Raw genomic sequence first — 18,497 nt, 5'->3', positions numbered from 1 at the left:
GCGGACGCCTGCTGGGTCCTGACGGGGCCGCATCTGTTCACCCAGCTCACCGCCGACTGCGGCTGGAGCGCCGAAGCCTACGAGACCTGGCTGGCCGGCATGCTTGCGGCCGCCATGCTGGGCCCGCCTTGACCTGCCTTTCATGGCTGGTCCGCACCGCGCACCGCGGACGTTCCCGCCGGCGGGCGGGCTCGGGGCGGCTACAACGCGGACGTTCCCGCAGGCGGGCGAGCCCGGGGCAGCTACAACATCGGTCCGTGCCTGGTCTGCCCACACGCGCCCGCCTACAGCACCGATGATCGGTGCTACCTGCACGCCAACCATCTGGGAGCACATCGACGGCGCGCGCCCCCCGTCCAGGCGAGCAGGGGTGTATTTCAGCCACGCAATGAACAGGCTGAGATCCCGGCCTCGCAGCGCCGGGTGCCGCCACCGTCCCCACCCGCTGCAGTAGGCAGGTGCAGCGGTCGTTGGGCCATGGCAGGGGCACCCGGGCTGTCGGAGAATCGACGGCTACTTGGTGAGGCGTAGGTAGTCGAGGTTGAAGCCGCCGCTCTCGCAGTAGACGGTGATCGTCTGTTCCCCGGCTGCGAGAACGACGGGCACATGCACGGACTGGTACGTCCCCCAGCCGCCCGTGGCAGGCACCGAGACCGTTGCCAGCGTGGCTCCGCTGTCGTCGCGCAGGGACAGGGCGTCCGGTGCGGTGGTTCCGGTGCCGTTCGCGACGCGCAGCTCGAGATCGTAGGTGCCTGCCTGCGCCGCGTCGATGCGGTACTTGAGCCAGTTGCCCGCGGCCGTCCAGCCCACGTTCCTGCCTCCGCTCGCAGAGGCGTTGCTCTCGATGAAGTTGCTGCCGTCCGCGGGCCAGCCGTGCTGATCGGTGTAGCTTTCCGCCTCGATCTTCTCGCCCACCGGGACGGAGTGCGGCCGCACGGTCAGGTGGACGGTCACCTGGTCGCGGGCCCTGCCGTCGGTGACGTAGAACGTCATGTCCTGCTCGCCCGCGGTGGTCGGGTGGATCGTGACGAGGCCGGTCGCCGGGTCGAGGCTGACGCCGTCCGGCAGTTCGCTGGCGTAGTAGGCCAGCCGGTCACCATCGCGATCGGTGGCCTGCAACTGAGTGCGCACGGTGCCGTACTGGTCGGTGACCACATCAGTGGTCCGGCCGAGGACCGGGGCATCGTTGTGGTGGCCTGAGGGAGCGTGGCCCTCCCACCGGTAGGTGGCGTAGGAGCCCGCCGGAACAGTCACCACGAACGACTGGCCGGCGACGACGACCCGGACCTTGCTGTCGGTGCTGTTGCTGTTGCCGAGGACGGCGACGAACTTGCCGGTACCGGAGCGGAAGACCACGTTGCTGACGCCGTGTTCCGCGGCGCTGGACTCGACGCGCACGTCGCCGGGGGAGAGGTACTTGGCGAACTGTCCCATCCCGTACAACTCGTCACGGACCGTGAAATCCTTGGTCGTCGTGTTCACCGTGACCAGCCGGTCCGGCCACTTGGTGGTGGCGCCGACCTTCTCCCAGTCGATGTTGTTGTCCCGGGCGGGTGTCCAGTGCAGTGTCCCGCCGTCCTGATCCGTGGTCTGGGCCCACAGGATGTAGGAGCCGGCATCCAGGCGGAAGTCGCTGAGGACGGTCGAGGGCGAGAGGTCGCTCGTCTCCGTGAGGTGCACCGGCTTTCCGGTCTGTTCGTACGCGTCGCGCATCACGCGCGGGTCCCCCCAGTAGGGGTGGAAAGCGATGGCGTCTGCCGCGTGCTGGACCTGCTTGCCGGTCACCGAGCCGTCGGGGGCGTCGTCGAAGATGCGGTGGTAGTTCTTGGTCGCCGTGCTGTTGGGATCCTTCCAGTCCCAGAAGTTGAAGTCGTGCACGTAGAGTTGGGTGTTCAGCCGGGCAGTCCGGAATTCACGCTTGATCGCCAGGGCCAGCTTCTGCTGCTGGGCGACACTGATGTCCATGGCCGGATAGACCACGTCCATGCCCGGCTCGTTCAGCAGTGTCAGGGCGTCTACGGGTATTCCGTGCTTGGCGTAGGCCTGGACGAACTTGACGTAGTAGCGCGCGAACACATCGATGCAGTCGTCGCGCAGCTTGCCGACTTGGTAGTAGTCCGTGGTGCTCCCGGGCTTGAGCGCGACCTCGCCGGTGAACCGGTTGTTCGCCTTCATCCACGCCGGTGCGCTCCACGCGGAGGCGAAGAAGGTGGCCTTCGGGTTGTAGCGCTGAATCAGCTTGATGGTGTCGACGATATGGAGGTCGATGTCCCGCTGGATGGAGAAGTGCTTAAGGCCGAAGTCCTCTGTGACGCCGGCGGGGAGGTCGTCCTCCGACCAGAACGGGAGATGCTCGATGAGGTCGGGGCTGCCGATCGTCAACCGGAACCGGTCGAGGCCCGCGCCGTTCTTCGGGTCCACCAGCAGCCGGATGGCCTTCTCGCGCTCGGCGGGGGTGAGCTTCCACAGGTTGGAGACGCTCGTCTCGTCCAGGGAGAAGCCGATGCCGGTGTATTCCTGCCGGGGGGTGCTCGGATCGACGACCACGGTGGCGTCGGCGGGGGCACCCGTGTCGCCGCCCACGCGGACACCCGGCAGCGGCTGCCATGCCTGCGCGCCGCCGGTGGAGTAGGTGCCGGTCACGACCGGGCCCTGCCCGGTCGGTTCGCGCCCGGCCCGCTCCGCGTGTGCGGTGGGACCCGTGCCGGCCAGTGCGGTCAGTGTGGTGAGCGCGACGGCGGCAATCGCGGTGAGAGAACGTCTCACAGCTTCTCCTGGAGTCTGGGGAGTGTCGGGGATTGGTGCCGTGCCGGGGCGGTGGCGGGCGGCCTGTTCCCGCCGCAACGGCACACGAGCTGGAGTGGCTTGGGAGTGCTGGCAGTTACGGCGTGAAGCTCGCTCGGCGACGCCGCACGGCTCCGCCTCGGAACCGGAGTCGGCGAGGCTGTCGCAGCAGCGCGGGTGCCGCGAAAGGCGTTCATGGCCAGCTGTCCTGACGTGGCGACAGCCACCGCATCGCCCCCTCCCGCATCGCCGATGGGGTGGATCCAAGCAATTTCATTGATGTTAAGTCAAGGCGTGAAGAAAGCAAGCTTCAGTCGAGACTCATCGGCGGGAGCGCGGCGTTCGCCCGACGACGTGATCGAGCGGAGATCGGCGGGAGAGTACGACCGAGGCGGAGGCAGGACGGAGTCGGCAGTCAGGTCGCCGGCGCATTACCTGGCCGACCGGGCCGAACCTGGCCGAGACCATCGCGCGCCGCCACAGCGGCGGCAAACGGCCTCAACCTCCACACCAAGGACGGTAGGAGCCCGGTTACGGATTGTGCGGCCATTGGGCAGGCCATCGCACAAGTCTCCCTGGCGAGCGGCGAGTTCGCCGGATGGGCACACGATTGCCGTGCCTCATTCCGACCTGGCCGCTGCGGTCACTGCATACGGCCTCGGGTGATGAGAGCCGCTGCCGGTTGGGTACATCGGCGGACCAACGGCATCCCCCCACCGTGCTGTTGCCGTGCGCAGCCGCAGCGTCGTGCACACCTCTTGACCCTGCGGCTGTCGTGGGTTTGTAATCCGTGTCGAACCGGTTCGCGAACCGGTTCGACGGCAAGAGGTCGACCTCGTGTACGCAGAAGGGGAGAGCCGTGAACATCGGCGAGATCGCACGGAAGGCCAAGGTGTCCCGCAGCACGGTGTCCTACGTGCTGAGCGGCAAGCGTCCCGTCTCGGACGAGGTCAGGGCCCGCGTCGAACGCGTCATCGAGGAGTCCGGATACCGGCCCAGCGCCACGGCACGCGCGCTGGCCGAGGGAACGACCCGTACGTTCGGCCTGGTGATTCCGCCGATGGGCCCTCATCTCAGCGTCGACCAGCTGCAGTTCGTCGGATCAGTCGCCGAGGCGGCCGCCGACCACGAGCACGACATCCTGCTCTCGCCGAGCGGGCGCGACGAGGTCTTCGACCGGTTGCTCGGCGAGCGGCGCGTTGACGGGGTGATCGTGATGGAGACGCTGTTGCATGACGCTCGCGTCTCCCGTCTGCTCCAGGAGTCGCTGCCCTTCGTCACGATCGGCCGCACCGGCAGCGAGGCCGCACACGCCTGGGTCGACCTGGACTACGCCGGACTCGTCGCCACCGCCGTGCGGCGCCTCGCCGAGCTCGGCCACCGCCGAATCGCACTCGTCAACCGGCCCCAGGCACTGCTGGATCAGGAGTACGGTCCGGCCTTTCGCGCGCAGGACGCCTTCGGCAAGACGGTCGCCGAACTCGGGCTGACCGGGCATTCGGTGTGCTGCGCCGACGACGCCGCGGCGGGCGAGGTCTGCGTCCGTCGGCTCGTCGCCGAGGTTCCCGGCCTGACCGCGCTCGTGTCCATCAACGAACGCTCCCTGGCCGGTGTCGTGCACGGACTGCAGGACGGCGGGTACCGCCTGCCCCACGACTTCTCCGTCGTGGCCGTCACCTCGCAGACCAACGCCCAGGGAATTGTCCCCGCCGTCGCGGGCGCCGATGTTCCCACGGAGGAGATGGGCCGAAGCGCGGTCGAGGCGCTGCTCGCCACCGTGAACGATCCGGCGGGAGAGCCCGTGCAGGTGCTTCTCCGGCCGGAACTGATCGAGCGGGCGACGCTCGCCGCCGCTCCTCACATCCAGAACTGATGTTCCGTCAGAACTGTTGAGTCGCTTCTCGGTTCAGGGCCCATAGAGCGCCAACCCCTTCCGCACTAGAGAGGGCGGCCCGGCTCACCTCGGCAGGGCCCGCACCGTGCTGATCACCCGCGTACTTCCCCTTTGGAGCCGCCATGCCCGCCGCCGCACGACACCACCGTCTGCGCCCGTTCACCGCACTGACCGCCTCACTCACCGTGAGCGCCGCCCTGCTTGCCGGCTGCGGTGACGACGGCACGTCCGCCGGCTCCACGGACGGCGCGATCACGCTGACAGAGATGGACTACTACAACACCGAGCCGCTGCTGAGCGCGCTGCCCAAGCAACTCGAGGAGTGCGGCAAGGCGGCCGGAGTCACGATCAAGCGACAGGTCGTGCCGGACCTGCGGACCAAGCTCATGCAGCTCGCCGGCAGCCGCGCGATTCCGGACCTCGTCCTGCTCGACAACCCGGACCTGCAGCAGCTCGCGGCAACGGGCGCCCTGGCTGATCTCGGTGCCGCCGGACTGACGACGGACGGGCTTCAGTCGAACATCGTCGAGGCGGGCCAGTACCGCGGAAAGCTCTACGGAGTGGCTCCCGGGGTCAATCAGCTCGCCCTGTACTACAACACCGCGATGTTCAAGAAGGCCGGGATCGCACCGCCGGCCAATTGGGACGAACTCAAGTCCGCGGCCCGCGAGTTGACCCGGGGCGACAAGGTGCACGGCATCGGCTTCGCGGTGCCCGCCACCGAGGAGGGGAGCTTCCAGTTCGAGTCGTTCTTCTTCGGCGCGGGTGCCTCGCTGAAGAAGCTGGACTCTCCGCAGAGTGTCTCCGCACTGCGGCTCCTCAAAGATCTGGTGGACGACGGATCCGCACCCAAGGACGTCCTCAGCTGGACCCAGGCCAACGTGGAGGAGCAGTTCGCCAACGGATCGCTGGCCATGATGGTCAACGGACCTTGGCAACTGCCGCAGTTGGCCAAGGCCGACATGAAGGACTTCGGCATCGTCCCGGTGCCGCCCCCCTCGGGCGGCACGTCGGCGGGAGCGCTCGGCGGCGAGGTCTGGGCCGCGGGCAACAACGGCGCCAAAGCGCGCAAGGCGGCCGAAGTCATCAAGTGCATGGTGGCGCGCGACAAGAGCCTTGAGTGGTCGAAGCTGACCAACTACGTGCCGTCGGACAAGCAGGCGGCCACCCAACTGGCCAAGGACGTACCGGCGATGAAGCCGTTCGTCGACACCATCGGCAACGCCAAGGGCCGCACCGCGGAACTCGGTGCGTCGTACCCCAAGTACTCGCAGGCCCTGTGGACGGCCGTGCAGGCCGCTCTGTCCGGCACGTCGCCGCGCAAGGCCCTCGCGGACGCGCAGCGACAGGCCACGCGATGAGCACCGCGCGACACGAAGGGCCGGGGGAGCGGGCGTGACAGCGACCGTGGTCAAGAAGACCGCATCGTCAGCAAAGCGCCGTACCACCGCCGCCACCGGTGGCGCCCGGCGGCGACCGGGCCGCACCGGCACCTCGGGCGGATGGTTCGTCCTGCCGGTTGTCCTGTTCGTCGCCGTCCTCTATCTGTATCCGCTGGTCCGAAACCTTCTCCTGTCCTTCCAGGACTACGGCATCTCCTCTCTCTACAGTGGCAACGCGCCGTTCAACGGCCTGGCCAACTACCGCAGACTCCTTTCCGACCCGGTGTTCCACACCGCCGTGGCCAACACGGTCGTGTTCACCGTGGGATCGCTGTTCTTCCAGTTCGCGATCGGCCTCGGCCTGGCCGAGTTCTTCCGCCGGTCGTTCCCCCTGAGCCGACTGCTGCGCTCGCTGCTGCTCGTCCCGTGGTTGCTGCCCCTGGTGGTCTCCGGAACGGTCTTCCGGTGGATGCTCAACACCTCGAGCGGGGTGGTGAACCAGATCCTGACGGGTGCGCACCTCGCTCAGGATCCGGTGCCCTGGCTGAACGACCCGACCACCGCCATGATCTCGGTGCTGCTCTGCAACATCTGGATCGGCGTGCCCTTCAACATGGTCATCCTCTACGGGGGACTGCAGTCCGTGCCGGGCGAGCTGTACGAAGCCGCCGCGCTGGACGGCGCGGGCCGGCTGCGCCAGTTCTGGCACATCACGCTCCCGCAGCTGCGGCCGGTCATCGGCATCGTGCTGACCCTCGGACTCATCTACACGCTCAAGGTGTTCGACGTCATCTGGGTCATGACCAAGGGCGGCCCCGCCAACGCCACGCAGACCGTCACCACGTACGCCTACCAGCTGTCCTTCGGCGGTCTCTCCGAGTTCGGCCTGGGGGCGGCCGGAGGGAACGTGCTGATCGTGATCGCCGCCGTGTGCTCACTCGTCTACCTGCGTTCCCTGCGCGCCGAAAGGGGAGTCCACCATGGCCGCTGACCTCTCCTCCGCTCCTACTGCGAGTCCCGTCCGCACTGCGATACGCGCACGGCGCAGGTCACCCGTGAAGTCGGCCGTCGCGGTCGTACTGGTCGCGGTGATGCTCTTCCCTCTCTACTGGATGGTCAACGCGTCGTTCCAGACCAATGAACAGCTCGCCCGGCGCAGCCCGCACTGGCTGCCTCTGGGCGGCACGTTCAGCGGCTACCGCGACGCCCTGGCCCAGCAGGGCGGGCACTTGCTGGCCTCGGTCGTCGTCGCGGCCGGTGCCACGGTGCTCACGGTCGTCCTCGCCGCCCCCGCCGCCTACGCGCTCGCCCTGCTGCGGCCGCCCGGCCGGGCCGGTCTGTTGGGCGTCCTCCTCGTCGTCCAACTCGTGCCCGGCATCGTCATGGCGAACGCGCTGCACCAGATCTTCGCCTCGCTCGGCATCCTCGACTCGGCGCAGGCCCTCATCCTCGCCGACGCGACCCTGGCGGTGCCCTTCGCCGTCCTCGTCCTGCGGGCCTTCATGCTCTCCGTCCCGCGTTCCGTGCTCGAAGCCGCCTCGATCGACGGTGCGGGGCGGCTGCGCACGTTCGTGCACATCGTGCTTCCGATGTCGCGCAACTCCCTCATCACAGCGGGCCTGTTCGCGTTCCTCTTCTCCTGGGGCGACTTTCTGTTCGCCACCACGCTCAACCTCAACTCCGACACCTGGCGGCCCATCACCGTCGGGCTCTACGACTACATCGGCGCCGGCACCAACACGACGAGCTGGAACTCCGTGATGGCCACGGCCGTCCTGTCGTCCCTGCCGGCCGCCGTCCTGTTGATCGTCGCCCAACGGCACATCGCCGCGGGCCTCGCGGGCGGCGCCCTCAAGGACTGACGTCCCCCCGTTCCCGCCGCCCCCCCATCACCTCGAAAGGGACTCGTGTGACCCTGCCCGACACCTCGCCGACCCGGCCACCCGCCGACCAGTCCGTCGACGGCGCCCCCTTCGCATGGCCGACGCACACCCTGGAGTTCGGGGACGCCGAGCACGTCCTGCGGGTGGAACCCTGGGGTCACGACAGTGTGCGGGTGCGCGCGGCCCGGCACACGATCCGCGAGGACCTGCCCGGTGCGCTGCGCCCCCCGGCCGCTCCGCCGGACGCCGAGATGCACACCCTTCCCGACGGCGGGTCCACGCTCACCGTCGGCGCGCTGCGCGTGGAGATGTCCCCCTCAGGCAGGCTTCGTTTCGTGCGCAGCCATGACGGCCGGGAACTGCTGCGCGAGGCGGACGGCCACTTCGCCTGGCCGGGGCCACGGCAGTTCACCCCCGCGGCCGCCGGCGGCCACCGCCTCGAACAGCGCTTCGCCGCCTACGAGGGTGAGCGCTTCTACGGTCTCGGACAGCGCTCCCACGGCCGCCTCGACCACCGGCACATGGTGCTCGACCTGGTGCAGCGCAACGGGGAGGTCTCCATCCCCTTCGCTCTGTCGTCGCGGGGATACGGCCTGCTGTGGAACCTTCCGGCGGTCGGCCGCGTGGAGTTCGCCGCGAACCAGACCCGCTGGGTCGCCGATGCCGCGGAGCAGATCGACTACTGGATCACCACCGCTTCCGACCCCGCCGGCATCCTCGCCCACTACGCGGATGCCACAGGCCACGCCCCGGTGCTGCCCAAGTGGGCGCTCGGCCTGTGGCAGTCACGGCTGCGGTACCGGACCCAGGACGAGCTCCTGGCCACCGCCCGTGAGTACCACCGCAGGAACCTGCCGCTCTCGGTCATCGCCGTCGACTACTTCCACTGGCCTCACCTGGGCGACTGGCGCTTCGAGCCGACCGACTGGCCCGACCCCGCCGCCATGGTCGCCGAACTGGAGTCCATGGGCATGCGTCCCCTGCTCTCCGTATGGCCGTCCGTGAGCGTGCTCAGCGAGAACTACGCCACCATGCGCGATGAGCGACTGCTTGTCGGCACCGTACAGGGGCAGCCGTTCCAGCACGTCTTCCCCGACGCCGCCACCGGGGGCGAACCGCTGCCCGTGGCGTTCTACGACCCGACCGACGCACGGGCGCGTGACTTCCTGTGGAGCCGCCTCAAGCGCCACTACTACGACCTCGGTTTCCGTGTCTGGTGGCTGGATGCCTGCGAACCCGAAATGTTTCCCGAGCAGTTCGCGCATCTGCGCTACGCGGCCGGACCAGGCCCCGCTGTCGCGTGTCTGTACCCGCGTGAGCATGTGCGCGGCGTGTACGAGCACATGCGGGCCGAGGGCGATTCGCGCGACGAGGTCCCGGTCAGCCTGGTGCGCTCGGCGTGGGCGGGCAGCCAGGCGTACGGGGCAGCCCTGTGGTCGGGCGACATCCCCGCGACGTTCGACGCGCTCGCCGCCCAGATCCGGGCGGGGCTGAGCGCGGGGCTCAGCGGAATTCCCTGGTGGACCACCGACATCGGAGGATTCCACGGCGGCGACCCGGACGACCCCGGCTATCGCGAACTGCTCGTGCGCTGGTTCCAGTTCGCGGTGTTCTGCCCGCTCCTGCGGATGCACGGCCACCGTGAGCCCCGCGAAGGTTTCTCGGCCGGGCATAGCGGCGGCCCGAACGAACTGTGGTCGTACGGCAGTGAGGCGTACGACATCCTCGACCGCCAGTTGCGGCTGCGCGAGGACCTGCGCCCCTACGTGTACGAACTGGCCGTCGACGCCGCCCGCTTCGGGACACCGATGATCCGCCCCCTGTTCTTGGAGTTTCCCGCAGACCAGCAGGCCTGGGACATCGAGGACGAGTTCCTCTGCGGGCCGGATCTGCTCATCGCGCCGGTCACCCGGCTGGGCGACCGGCGCCGCACGGTGTACCTGCCCGCCGGCAGTGACTGGACCGATGCCGCCACCGGCACCACGCACCGCGGCGGAACGACGGTCCAGGCCGACGCTCCGCTGCACCGCATCCCTGTCTACATCCGTCACGGAGCCGATCTGCACGTGGCTTTCCCCGACTGAGCAGCGCAGCGCAGCCCGGGCCGGCCGGTCCGGCCCGCCGCACCTTCGAGCCGCGCGGCCCCGCGCCGCGAAGAGAAGGAAGGGACATCGCATGCACCGGGAACATCGATCGACACAGCGGTCCGCAGGGCCGCTTCGACACAGACGCCTGTTCGCCACCGGCCTCGCGCTGATACTGGCGACGGGCGGCGGCCTCACGGCGACCACCCCACCCGCGGCGGCGGCAGGCCAGAGCGTCGTCGTGGACCTGCGCAGCACCCACGGCAGTGCCGCCGGAGTGGGCAGCGGATTTCTCTACGGACTCAGCGAGGACGGCCAGAGCCCCGAGGACAGTCTGCTGGCCCCTCTGGCGCCCCGATCGGCCCGCGGCGGTGGTGCGCGCCTTGACGGCGGCGGCTGGGTCGGCGACGGATACACGGCGGGCAACGGCTACACCCGGCGCCTGAACTCCGCGCTGGGACAGGCACGCCGGATCACCACCCCGCCCTACAACGGGACCTTCGATCTCCTGGTCAGTGACGTGTGGGGAGCCGACAGCACCCAGCCCGCCGACACGGTCTACCCCTGCACGGCCGGCGACTGCGACAACTGGCGCACCTTCCTGCGGCGTCTGGCCGCCGACGTCAAGGCATCGGGCCTCAAGGTCCGTTACGACATCTGGAACGAACCCGCGGGCGCCTTCTTCCCGCCGGGCTTCAACTCGACCCAGTACTACGACATGTGGGACACGGCCGCCCGGGAACTGCGCGCGGCCGACGCCTCGGCGCAGATCGTAGGACCGTCGCTGTGGGACTTCAGCCCCGGAAACGTGGGCCCCTTCCTCGACCATGCCAACACGCACGGAACCGTCCCCGACATCGTCAACTGGCACTTCAGCGGGACGCCCGTAGAAGACGCCACGACCATGCGACAGCTGCTGGACTCCAAGGGACTCGGCGGCCGCGAGCTGTCCATGAACGAGTACCTGCACGCCGACGAACAGAACGCCGGGCACAGCGCCTGGTACCTCGCCCAACTCGCCGAGTCGGGAATCCAGTCGGCGTCCCACGCCATCTGGTCGGACTGCTGTGCCTCGGACACGCTCGACGGAATCCTGGTGCGCAGCGGCGACCGACTGCGGCCCACGGGCCAGTGGTGGGTCTACAAGGCATACGCCGACATGGCCGGTTCCCTGGCGCGGGTGGACACCCAGGGCGATCTCGACGCAGTCGCGTCGGTCGACACAACCGGCCGACGAGCAGCCGTACTCGTGGGCGGCCGGAACGACCAGACACCGGGCGCCGACCTCGACCTGCGCGGCCTGACCTCGGGCGCGCTGTCGGGCGGGAACGGGGTGACCGTGACGGTGCAGCGCATCCCCGACCACGCACCCCTGGAGGCGCCGACGGTAGTGAGCACCCAAACGGTGCCGGCCGGCACGGACAGCGTGCGACTGCCCCTCACGGGGACCGCCGCGCACGACGCGTTCCTGGTGACCGCCGTACCCGCACGCACCGCTTCCGTCACCGTCGACGCCACGGTGACCTCCGGCCCGGTCCACGTCACGTACGGCACAGGCTGGGGCCGGACCGACGGGGTGCCCGATCTGTACGACGGGACAGCCAACTGGAGTTACACACCGGGCTCCACCGCCGTCGTCCACGCCACCGGCCGGCAGATCGGTCTTCGGGCGGTACGGGACAGCGACCAGGGCCGGATGAGGGTCAGCGTCGACGGTGCGGCCCCGGTGACGATCGACAACTACGCCGCGACCCGCACACCGTCGGCCACGGTATGGAGCAGCCCCGACCTGCCCGACGGACCGCACACCGTGGTGATCACCGTGTCCGCCGACAAGAACGCCGCGAGCAGTGGCCGCAACATAGCCCTGGACGCCATTGCCGTGCAGCCCTGAGCCCACACGCCGGGCGGGCCGGCGGAAGCGGCGGCGCGGCTGACAAGTCAGTCGTTGGCCGTACCGGGGCCCGCCTGGCGGACGCAGCGTTCGAGACGTCGTAGATATCCGTCGAAGGACTCGCCCGCGGGCCAGACCTGACAGGCGGTGGCGGCTTGACTATTCAAACATCCAACCCCGTTGCGTGAAGCGGTATTTCATGGCCTCTTCGAGAGGCCGGTACGGTCGGATTCATGGAGTGGAATTTTCAGTCGGCCGAAGAACTCGCGGCTGCTTTGCGTTCAGGTGAAGTGACCTCGGCGGAACTGACCGACGACGCGATCACCCGTATCGAGCGGGACGACAAGGCGATCAACTCGATCTGTGTGCCGGACTTCGACCGTGCACGGGCCGCCGCGCGCGGTGCCGACCAGGCGCGCGCTCGCGGTGAGGACCGGCCGCTGCTCGGCATTCCGGTGACGGTCAAAGAGTCCTACGACATCGCCGGGCTGCCCACGACCTGGGGCATACCGCTACACCGCAACTACATGCCGTCCGAGGACGCGGTGCAGGTATCGCGGCTCAAGGCCGCAGGCGCGGTGGTGCTCGGTAAGACCAATGTGCCTTTGGGGCTGCAAGATGTGCAGAGCTTCAACGAGATCTACGGCACCACCAATAACCCGTGGGATCACGGTCGCACGTCGGGTGGATCTTCCGGTGGATCAGCGGCGGCCCTGGCGTCCGGATTCGGCGCGCTGTCCATCGGCTCCGACCTCGCCGGTTCGTTGCGCACCCCCGCGCATTTCTGCGGCATTTACGCGCACAAGCCGACACTCGGGCTGGCGGCGAGCCGCGGCATGGTCCCGCCGCCCGGGCCGGCCCTCCCGGTCGAGCACGACCTCGCCGTCGTCGGTCCGATGGCGCGCACCGCTCGCGACCTCACGCTCCTGCTCGACGTCATGGCGGGACCTGACCCGCTGACGCTCGGTGTGGCGTACGACTTGACGCTGCCGCCCGCGCGCCACGAACGGCTCCGCGACTTCCGCGTCCTGGTCCTCGACGAGCATCCGCTCATTCCGAACGGGGCCGCTGTGCGGGCGGGCGTGAACCGGGTGGCCGACGCGCTGGTCGACGGCGGCGCCCGCGTCGAACGGGACAGTCCGCTGCTGCCCGATCTGACCGAAGCCGCGCTGCTCTACACGCAGTTGCTGTTTTCGAGCTCCGTTGCACGCTTTCCCGTCGAAGCGTACGAGCAGCTGCGGACCCTCGCCGCAGGACTGGGCGCGGACGACCGGAGTCTCGATGCGGCGCGGCTGCGCGGCATGGCGTTCAGCCACCTCGACTGGATCGAGGCGAACAGCCGTCGCGAACTCCACCGCCACGGCTGGCGGCAGCTCTTCGCCGAGTTCGACGCCGTGGTGTGTCCCATCACGCCCACTCCCGCGTTCCCGCACGACCACAACCCCGATCCGAGGGAACGCCGGATCGACATCGACGGCGTCGAACACTCGTACTTCGACCAACTCGTCTGGGCCGGTCTGCCCACCATGCCCGGCCTGCCCGCCACCGCCGTACCAGCGGGCCGATCCCCCGAGGGTCTGCCCGTGGGAGTACAGCTCATCGGTCCGATGTTCGAGGACCGCACCCCGCTGCGGCTGGCCGAACTGCTCGAGCAGAAGATCGGCGGCTTCCAGCGGCCATGACATCGCAACGGACTTGGTCACAAGTCGCCCGACACGGTTCACGCTGAAGCCCCCGCCGCCGAGACAACACCCAACTCGCCGGTCAGGCACGGATACCAGGACCGTTGCACCTCATTTCGTCAGCCGTGGTCAGTGGCCGCCGCCGGCGAACCAGAACTGGCCGTCAACAGACGGTCTTGCCGACGTCGTATCGGGGTGTGGTGTGCCGGTTCCTGGTGCCGGGCGGCCGATCGGAGCCGGTGCCACGGGGTTTGGGAAGCCGGCCCGGACTGGCCAGGTGCGCCCGGATGTTGCTGAACGCCCGGCGGACACGAGCCGGAAGGTCAGCCGTTCGGGCGTGGGCTCTTTCCAAGGTCTGCGGAGGTCGGCGGTCAGGGTCCGAGTGAGGACGACCTCTGGCAAAGGAGTGCCGCGATCCTCCGCGCACCGTCCGACGAAGTCGTCGTCAGCCGGGTCCACGACCCATCCCGGAAGGAGATCTTGAAGTCGCACTCGGCCATGCTGAATCGCTTGACCTCCGCGCCGACGATTTCCGTCCGAGGCAACGACCAGAGGACGGCCTCGGATCCCGGAACCTTCTCGCCACCGCCCCACGCGACGAACCGACTGCCCCGCGCCGTGTCCTCGTACGACGTAATGCGCACGATCCCATCAGACTCGGCCAGTTCGATCTCGGTCACCATTCGCCAGGACCTCCGGGAGGGATCGAGTTGCCAGGGCAGCGTACGAGCTGTCTCGCCCACGCCCGCCCACATGACGGGGAAGTCGTCGACTTCGTTCTCCCGCTCCTCCAGCGTCCCCCGCTTGTCGGGCGACGCGGGACTGCCGAGGGCACTGGCGATGATGTACAGCGGCAACATCAGGAGCCCGGTGACGACAGTATGGACGTGTCGGCCGAGTCTGCCGAAGAACCCCCGCACCGCGAAGGCCTGTCCAGGGGGCCAGCCGGGCAGGTCGGGCTCTATGTCGTTGCGCTCGTGGTCGCGGAAGGAGCGCCGCTTCTCCACCGAGGCGGCGGTACCACTCGCGAACTCGACCCGGTAGCGCTCCGGTTCCTCGTCCATCACCCTTCCTTCCCTGCCACTTGGGTGGGGTCAACTATGCCAAGTGAGGCGACAACACCTGCACCTCGGGCCTGACTGGCACCACCAGAGCCGCCTTTCGCGGATGTGAGTCGTGCACGGAAAGCTCGATCTTCATCTTCGTGACGTGTGAAGTTCTGCGGGGGCCTCGGCGCGTGTGACGCTCCCGCCGACGTCGTAGCGGTGTGCCGGTGGTTCGCCTGCGAGCCGGAGTCAGCCGACGGCTCCGAGCCGACCGAGGATCAGCACCGCGAGGCCGCCGCCAAACGTAGCCCTCGGTCAGACGGTCTGATCAGCGGTTCCTCGCCGAACCGGCCTGGGCGAAGAAGCTCGCTGCCGAGGACCGGCGCGGCCTGCCCGCCCTGTTCTGGTCGAGCATCAACCCGTACGGCACGCTCCGTCATGACAGTGACAAGGCCGCCCGCGCTCGCTTCGAACTCCCCCTGCTCGCCTCCGAGCGCGGCCCCTGCTAGTGCCGCATCAAGCAACGTTCGCCCTGGTGAGGAACCAAGCCAACACAGCCACGCCGATGGGTAACGCAACAAGGTAGCCGACGAGGATACCGACGCCCGGATCATCCAGCGCAGGAAAGGCCCAGTTCACTGCTGCAGCCACGAGCAGTCTCACCGTTGCCAGCGCAAGGAGAGCGGCAACAACAGCAAGCCGACGCGGCGGGCCCGCCCCGCTGTACAACTCAGCCGCAGGCCCGATCGCGATCAGGCCCGTCACGAGGAGGACGAACCCAGTGTCGGGCAGCCACCCGAACGGCCACCCCACCAGAGCGACCAACCCGGAGACAGCAAGGCCGCCCAGTTCCAGCGCGACGGTGGACGCTACCGGGTGGTCCCACGAGGGGCGTCGGATCGAGCCGCTCCCACTGTCCTTCTCATCGGCCACGTCGTCAGAGTAGCCACCGACAGGGCGAACGTTGCCTGATGCGGCACTAGGTAGGGACGGACAAGCCGAGAACGTACGGATATGCCGAGTGTCGAGGGACATGCCGAGTACGGACACGGCGAGTGTCGACGGACATGCCGACTTGCTGATCGTTCATCCGGCGGCGACTCACCCGGGTGATCTTTGCCCCGATCGCATACCGCATGAGCTGTTTGCGGCTATGACGATCAAGGCCCCATTCAGTGGCCTTGTCCCTGACCGCACATGTCACCTGGGTCACGATCGCGCTGGTGGTGCTCCTGGGCGCCGCCAACTTCGGAGTCACGCCCGCGGTCAACGCCAGAGTTTTCTCCATTCTCGGAGAGACCAGGACGCTCGGCGGCGCCGTGAACATCGCCGCCTTCAACGTCGGCATCGCCGTCGCCCCCCTGGCATCCGGCCTCGTGATCAACACGGGACTGGGGCTGGCGGGTACGGCCTGGATCGGCGCGGCCTTCGGTGTCGCCCACATGGGCAGCGTTCTGCTGGACCGCCACCTCACCCGACGCCACGAAGCGGGAACCGAGGAGCCCACAACCGTCTCCGAGCTGGAGCACGCTCCCGCTGCCTCCTGACAACTGCAACGGAAACCAATGCACGAGTTCCTGGCATCACGCTGCGGGCCTCCGACCTGCGTCTGGCAACAGCCGCCCACCACAGCTGACCCTCGACCTGAGCGACGACAAAGCCCGCCGGAACGAGAAGGCCGTCGACGCGGCCCGGGCCAAGTTTGGACCCGACGCCGTCTTCCCGGCCGCCCTCGCGCCCATGCCCTGACCCCGCTCAGAACCACAACCCGCCTGCCGCGCTTGCAAAGATCAGGGCGAGCTCTGTGCGAACCAAGCTCCGCACGACGATCCGATCTCTGTGACTGGGGTGCGACAGGGGGCTAAATGAACAGGGAGCGGAAGCGAGATCCGGCGGCTTGGACGGAATTTTGACGACCATCCGCTCTACACCTCTCATGTCGTCCGTGACTTAAGGACTCCTGACAAAAGTGGTGGGCTTGACCTGGTCAGAGGTCGGTGTCGTGCGCGAGGGCGCCGGGTAGCGGGACGCGCCCAGCCGCGTAATCGCGCGCGATAATCCCGGCGACGTCGGCGATCATCCCCGGGATACTGGTCGCCCATGGATGAGGTCAAAGTGGTCGTCGCCCATTCCGAGCGCGCGACTCTGCGCGTCGGCGACGTGTTCTTGAAGGTGGACGCCGATCAGGCGCGCATCGACGCCGAGGTCGAGGCGATGGCCCTGGCGCCGGTCCCGACCCCGGAGGTCCTGTGGCGCAAGCCGCCCGTGCTCGCGATCGCCGCACTCCCGGGGACGACGCTCGGGCGCCTCGGCGGGCCGTCGACCGGGTCGTCGGCTGCGTGGGCCGCGGCGGGCGCCGCCATCCGGAAGCTGCACGACGCGCCGCTGCCGCCCCGGCCGGAGCACCGTCGCGCTGGCGGCGGAACTCGACGACGAGTGCGAGTTGCTCGTGACGAACGGCGTCCTGCCCGCCGACCTGGTTACCCGCAACCGCCAGGTCGCCGAGGCCGCGCTCCGGCCGTGGACTCCGGCGTTCACGCACGGCGACCTGCAGATCGCGCACGTCTTCGTCGACGGCGACGAGGTCACGGGCATCATCGACTGGTCCGAGGCGGGCCAGGGTGATGCCCTGTACGACCTCGCCACCTTCACGCTCGGACACGAGGAGCACCTCGACGACGTCGTCGCCGGCTATGGCATCGACATCGACCTCGACGTGATCCACGCGTGGTGGTCGTTGCGAAGCCTGCTGGTGGTTCGCTGGCTGATCGAGCACGGCTTCGACCCGTTCGCACCGGGCTGTGAGGTCGACGTGCTGAGATCCCGGATGTGAGGTTACGCGAGCCCGACTGCTACGCATGCCGGACACCGAGCTTTTCGCCGTACTGCGGCAGATGGTGCTGCCGCTGTACGACGCGCATGTGGGTATCGACGCCGGCGACACCGGGAACTTCGGGCAGAGCCGCCCCGGCACCATCGTCCCCGGCCCCGGGCTTGACCAGCAGGCGCAGCGCTTCGTCGAGCAGCATGACCTCGCCGGCACGCGACTGCAGGCCTTCGCGAACGGTCGTATCGGGTACGCCGGGTTGCCGGACGGAACCGGCTACCTACGGATCTCCGGCTTCGGCGGATACGACCACGACAGCCCCGCCTACGCGCGCAACAGCGCCATCCTCGATCAGACGCTGAGCCAGGTCATCAGGCCAGGGCTCCGGGTTCTGGTGCTGGATCTACGGATCAACGGGGGCGGTTCCGATGCGCTGGCGCTGCACGTCGCCGAACGCCTGACCGACCGCCCGTACGTGGCCTACGGCAAGCGGATACGCAACGACCCGGGTCGTCACACCCGCCCGCAGCCCGTACCCGTCCAGCCGGCACCCGACCGGTTCCGGTACACCGGCCCCGTCGCGGTGCTCACCGGCGGTGAGACCTACAGCGCCCGCGAGACCCTCACCCAGGCCCTCATGCAGCGCCCGGCCAGGACCGTACGCATGGGACAGAACACGCAGGGCGTCTTCTCGGACGTCCTGGAGCGTGTCCTCCCGAACGGCTGGACCTTCGGCCTGCCGAACGAGGAGTACCTCACCCCGACCGCAGGCAAGACCTTCGACGGCGACGGCATCCCTCCGGACATCCGCACAGGCAACTTCGTTCAGGAGATCACCGAGGGCACCCAAGACTCCGCGTTCGCACAGGCTCTGGCTGCACTACGACGCCACGCCGAGTAGTGCCCTTCTCGGACCAGGCGGCGAAGGCCGGCGGCCTTGTTCTGAAGGCCGTCGGCGAGCGGGGCGGGGAGGCAAGGCTCGCTTCTCCAGCTTCCCCGCCGATGCGACGAGTTGCCGAGC

The 18,497-nt window shown here is 68.7% G+C and carries 12 protein-coding genes and 2 pseudogenes; 10 read left to right on the top strand and 4 right to left on the bottom strand.

Features of this window, described 5'->3' with window-relative positions:
* Window positions 1-513 precede the first annotated feature (513 nt).
* On the bottom strand, window positions 514-2,766 hold the full coding sequence (locus ACFVXA_RS24525) for a carbohydrate-binding protein (RefSeq protein ID WP_390026630.1): 2,253 nt from the start codon (window positions 2,764-2,766) through the stop codon (window positions 514-516).
* Window positions 2,767-3,643: 877 nt separating this feature from the next.
* Here ACFVXA_RS24525 and ACFVXA_RS24520 point away from each other — a divergent pair.
* From ACFVXA_RS24520 to ACFVXA_RS24490, 7 genes are all read left to right on the top strand, one after another.
* Complete coding sequence (locus ACFVXA_RS24520; protein ID WP_384398086.1) at window positions 3,644-4,657, top strand: LacI family DNA-binding transcriptional regulator; 1,014 nt, start codon at window positions 3,644-3,646, stop codon at window positions 4,655-4,657.
* A 143-nt stretch (window positions 4,658-4,800) separates the two neighbouring features.
* Entirely contained in the window at window positions 4,801-6,039 is a 1,239-nt protein-coding gene (locus ACFVXA_RS24515; protein ID WP_390026627.1) for an extracellular solute-binding protein, read from the top strand.
* Window positions 6,040-6,073: 34 nt separating this feature from the next.
* Window positions 6,074-7,051, top strand: a complete 978-nt coding sequence (locus ACFVXA_RS24510) for a carbohydrate ABC transporter permease (protein WP_389516162.1) — start codon at window positions 6,074-6,076, stop codon at window positions 7,049-7,051.
* 100 nt (window positions 7,052-7,151) lie between these two features.
* Window positions 7,152-7,922, top strand: a complete 771-nt coding sequence (locus tag ACFVXA_RS24505; protein ID WP_362032422.1) for a carbohydrate ABC transporter permease — start codon at window positions 7,152-7,154, stop codon at window positions 7,920-7,922.
* 47 nt (window positions 7,923-7,969) lie between these two features.
* Complete coding sequence (locus tag ACFVXA_RS24500) at window positions 7,970-10,027, top strand: TIM-barrel domain-containing protein (protein ID WP_390026625.1); 2,058 nt, start codon at window positions 7,970-7,972, stop codon at window positions 10,025-10,027.
* A gap of 91 nt (window positions 10,028-10,118) precedes the next feature.
* Complete coding sequence (locus tag ACFVXA_RS24495; RefSeq protein WP_390026623.1) at window positions 10,119-11,921, top strand: beta-xylosidase; 1,803 nt, start codon at window positions 10,119-10,121, stop codon at window positions 11,919-11,921.
* A gap of 233 nt (window positions 11,922-12,154) precedes the next feature.
* Complete coding sequence (locus tag ACFVXA_RS24490; protein ID WP_390026620.1) at window positions 12,155-13,603, top strand: amidase; 1,449 nt, start codon at window positions 12,155-12,157, stop codon at window positions 13,601-13,603.
* Between the two features lie 163 nt (window positions 13,604-13,766).
* Here the strand turns inward: ACFVXA_RS24490 and ACFVXA_RS24485 are convergent.
* The 3 genes and pseudogenes from ACFVXA_RS24485 to ACFVXA_RS24475 form a co-directional block, all read right to left on the bottom strand.
* Window positions 13,767-13,990 (bottom strand): annotated as a pseudogene (locus ACFVXA_RS24485) (transposase); the annotation flags it as partial.
* On the bottom strand, window positions 13,975-14,667 hold the full coding sequence (locus ACFVXA_RS24480; protein WP_390026617.1) for a hypothetical protein: 693 nt from the start codon (window positions 14,665-14,667) through the stop codon (window positions 13,975-13,977). The gene ACFVXA_RS24480 and the pseudogene ACFVXA_RS24485, both read right to left, overlap by 16 nt.
* A 498-nt stretch (window positions 14,668-15,165) precedes the next feature.
* Complete coding sequence (locus tag ACFVXA_RS24475; RefSeq protein WP_384018173.1) at window positions 15,166-15,582, bottom strand: hypothetical protein; 417 nt, start codon at window positions 15,580-15,582, stop codon at window positions 15,166-15,168.
* Window positions 15,583-15,830: 248 nt separating this feature from the next.
* Here ACFVXA_RS24475 and ACFVXA_RS24470 point away from each other — a divergent pair, with 248 nt between their 5' ends.
* From ACFVXA_RS24470 to ACFVXA_RS24460, 3 genes and pseudogenes are all read left to right on the top strand, one after another.
* Window positions 15,831-16,196: a hypothetical protein gene (locus ACFVXA_RS24470; protein WP_383742041.1), complete on the top strand. Its 366-nt coding sequence runs from the start codon at window positions 15,831-15,833 to the stop codon at window positions 16,194-16,196.
* 553 nt (window positions 16,197-16,749) lie between these two features.
* Window positions 16,750-17,482, top strand: a pseudogene (locus tag ACFVXA_RS24465) (phosphotransferase family protein).
* Between the two features lie 25 nt (window positions 17,483-17,507).
* Window positions 17,508-18,377, top strand: a complete 870-nt coding sequence (locus ACFVXA_RS24460) for a S41 family peptidase (protein WP_390026613.1) — start codon at window positions 17,508-17,510, stop codon at window positions 18,375-18,377.
* Window positions 18,378-18,497 lie beyond the last annotated feature (120 nt).

The sequence above is a fragment of the Streptomyces sp. NPDC058246 genome (assembly GCF_042881985.1).
Classification (GTDB): Bacteria; Actinomycetota; Actinomycetes; order Streptomycetales; family Streptomycetaceae; genus Streptomyces.
This window is presented reverse-complemented; position numbering and strand designations above follow the sequence as displayed.

Coding starts and splice junctions, on each gene's coding strand:
- ACFVXA_RS24495 (WP_390026623.1), top strand. CDS start 10,119: ATGCACCGGGAACATCGATCGACACAGCGGTCCGCAGGGCCGCTTCGA.
- ACFVXA_RS24460 (WP_390026613.1), top strand. CDS start 17,508: ATGCCGGACACCGAGCTTTTCGCCGTACTGCGGCAGATGGTGCTGCCG.
- ACFVXA_RS24480 (WP_390026617.1), bottom strand. CDS start 14,667: ATGGACGAGGAACCGGAGCGCTACCGGGTCGAGTTCGCGAGTGGTACC.
- ACFVXA_RS24490 (WP_390026620.1), top strand. CDS start 12,155: ATGGAGTGGAATTTTCAGTCGGCCGAAGAACTCGCGGCTGCTTTGCGT.
- ACFVXA_RS24505 (WP_362032422.1), top strand. CDS start 7,152: ATGCTCTTCCCTCTCTACTGGATGGTCAACGCGTCGTTCCAGACCAAT.
- ACFVXA_RS24515 (WP_390026627.1), top strand. CDS start 4,801: ATGCCCGCCGCCGCACGACACCACCGTCTGCGCCCGTTCACCGCACTG.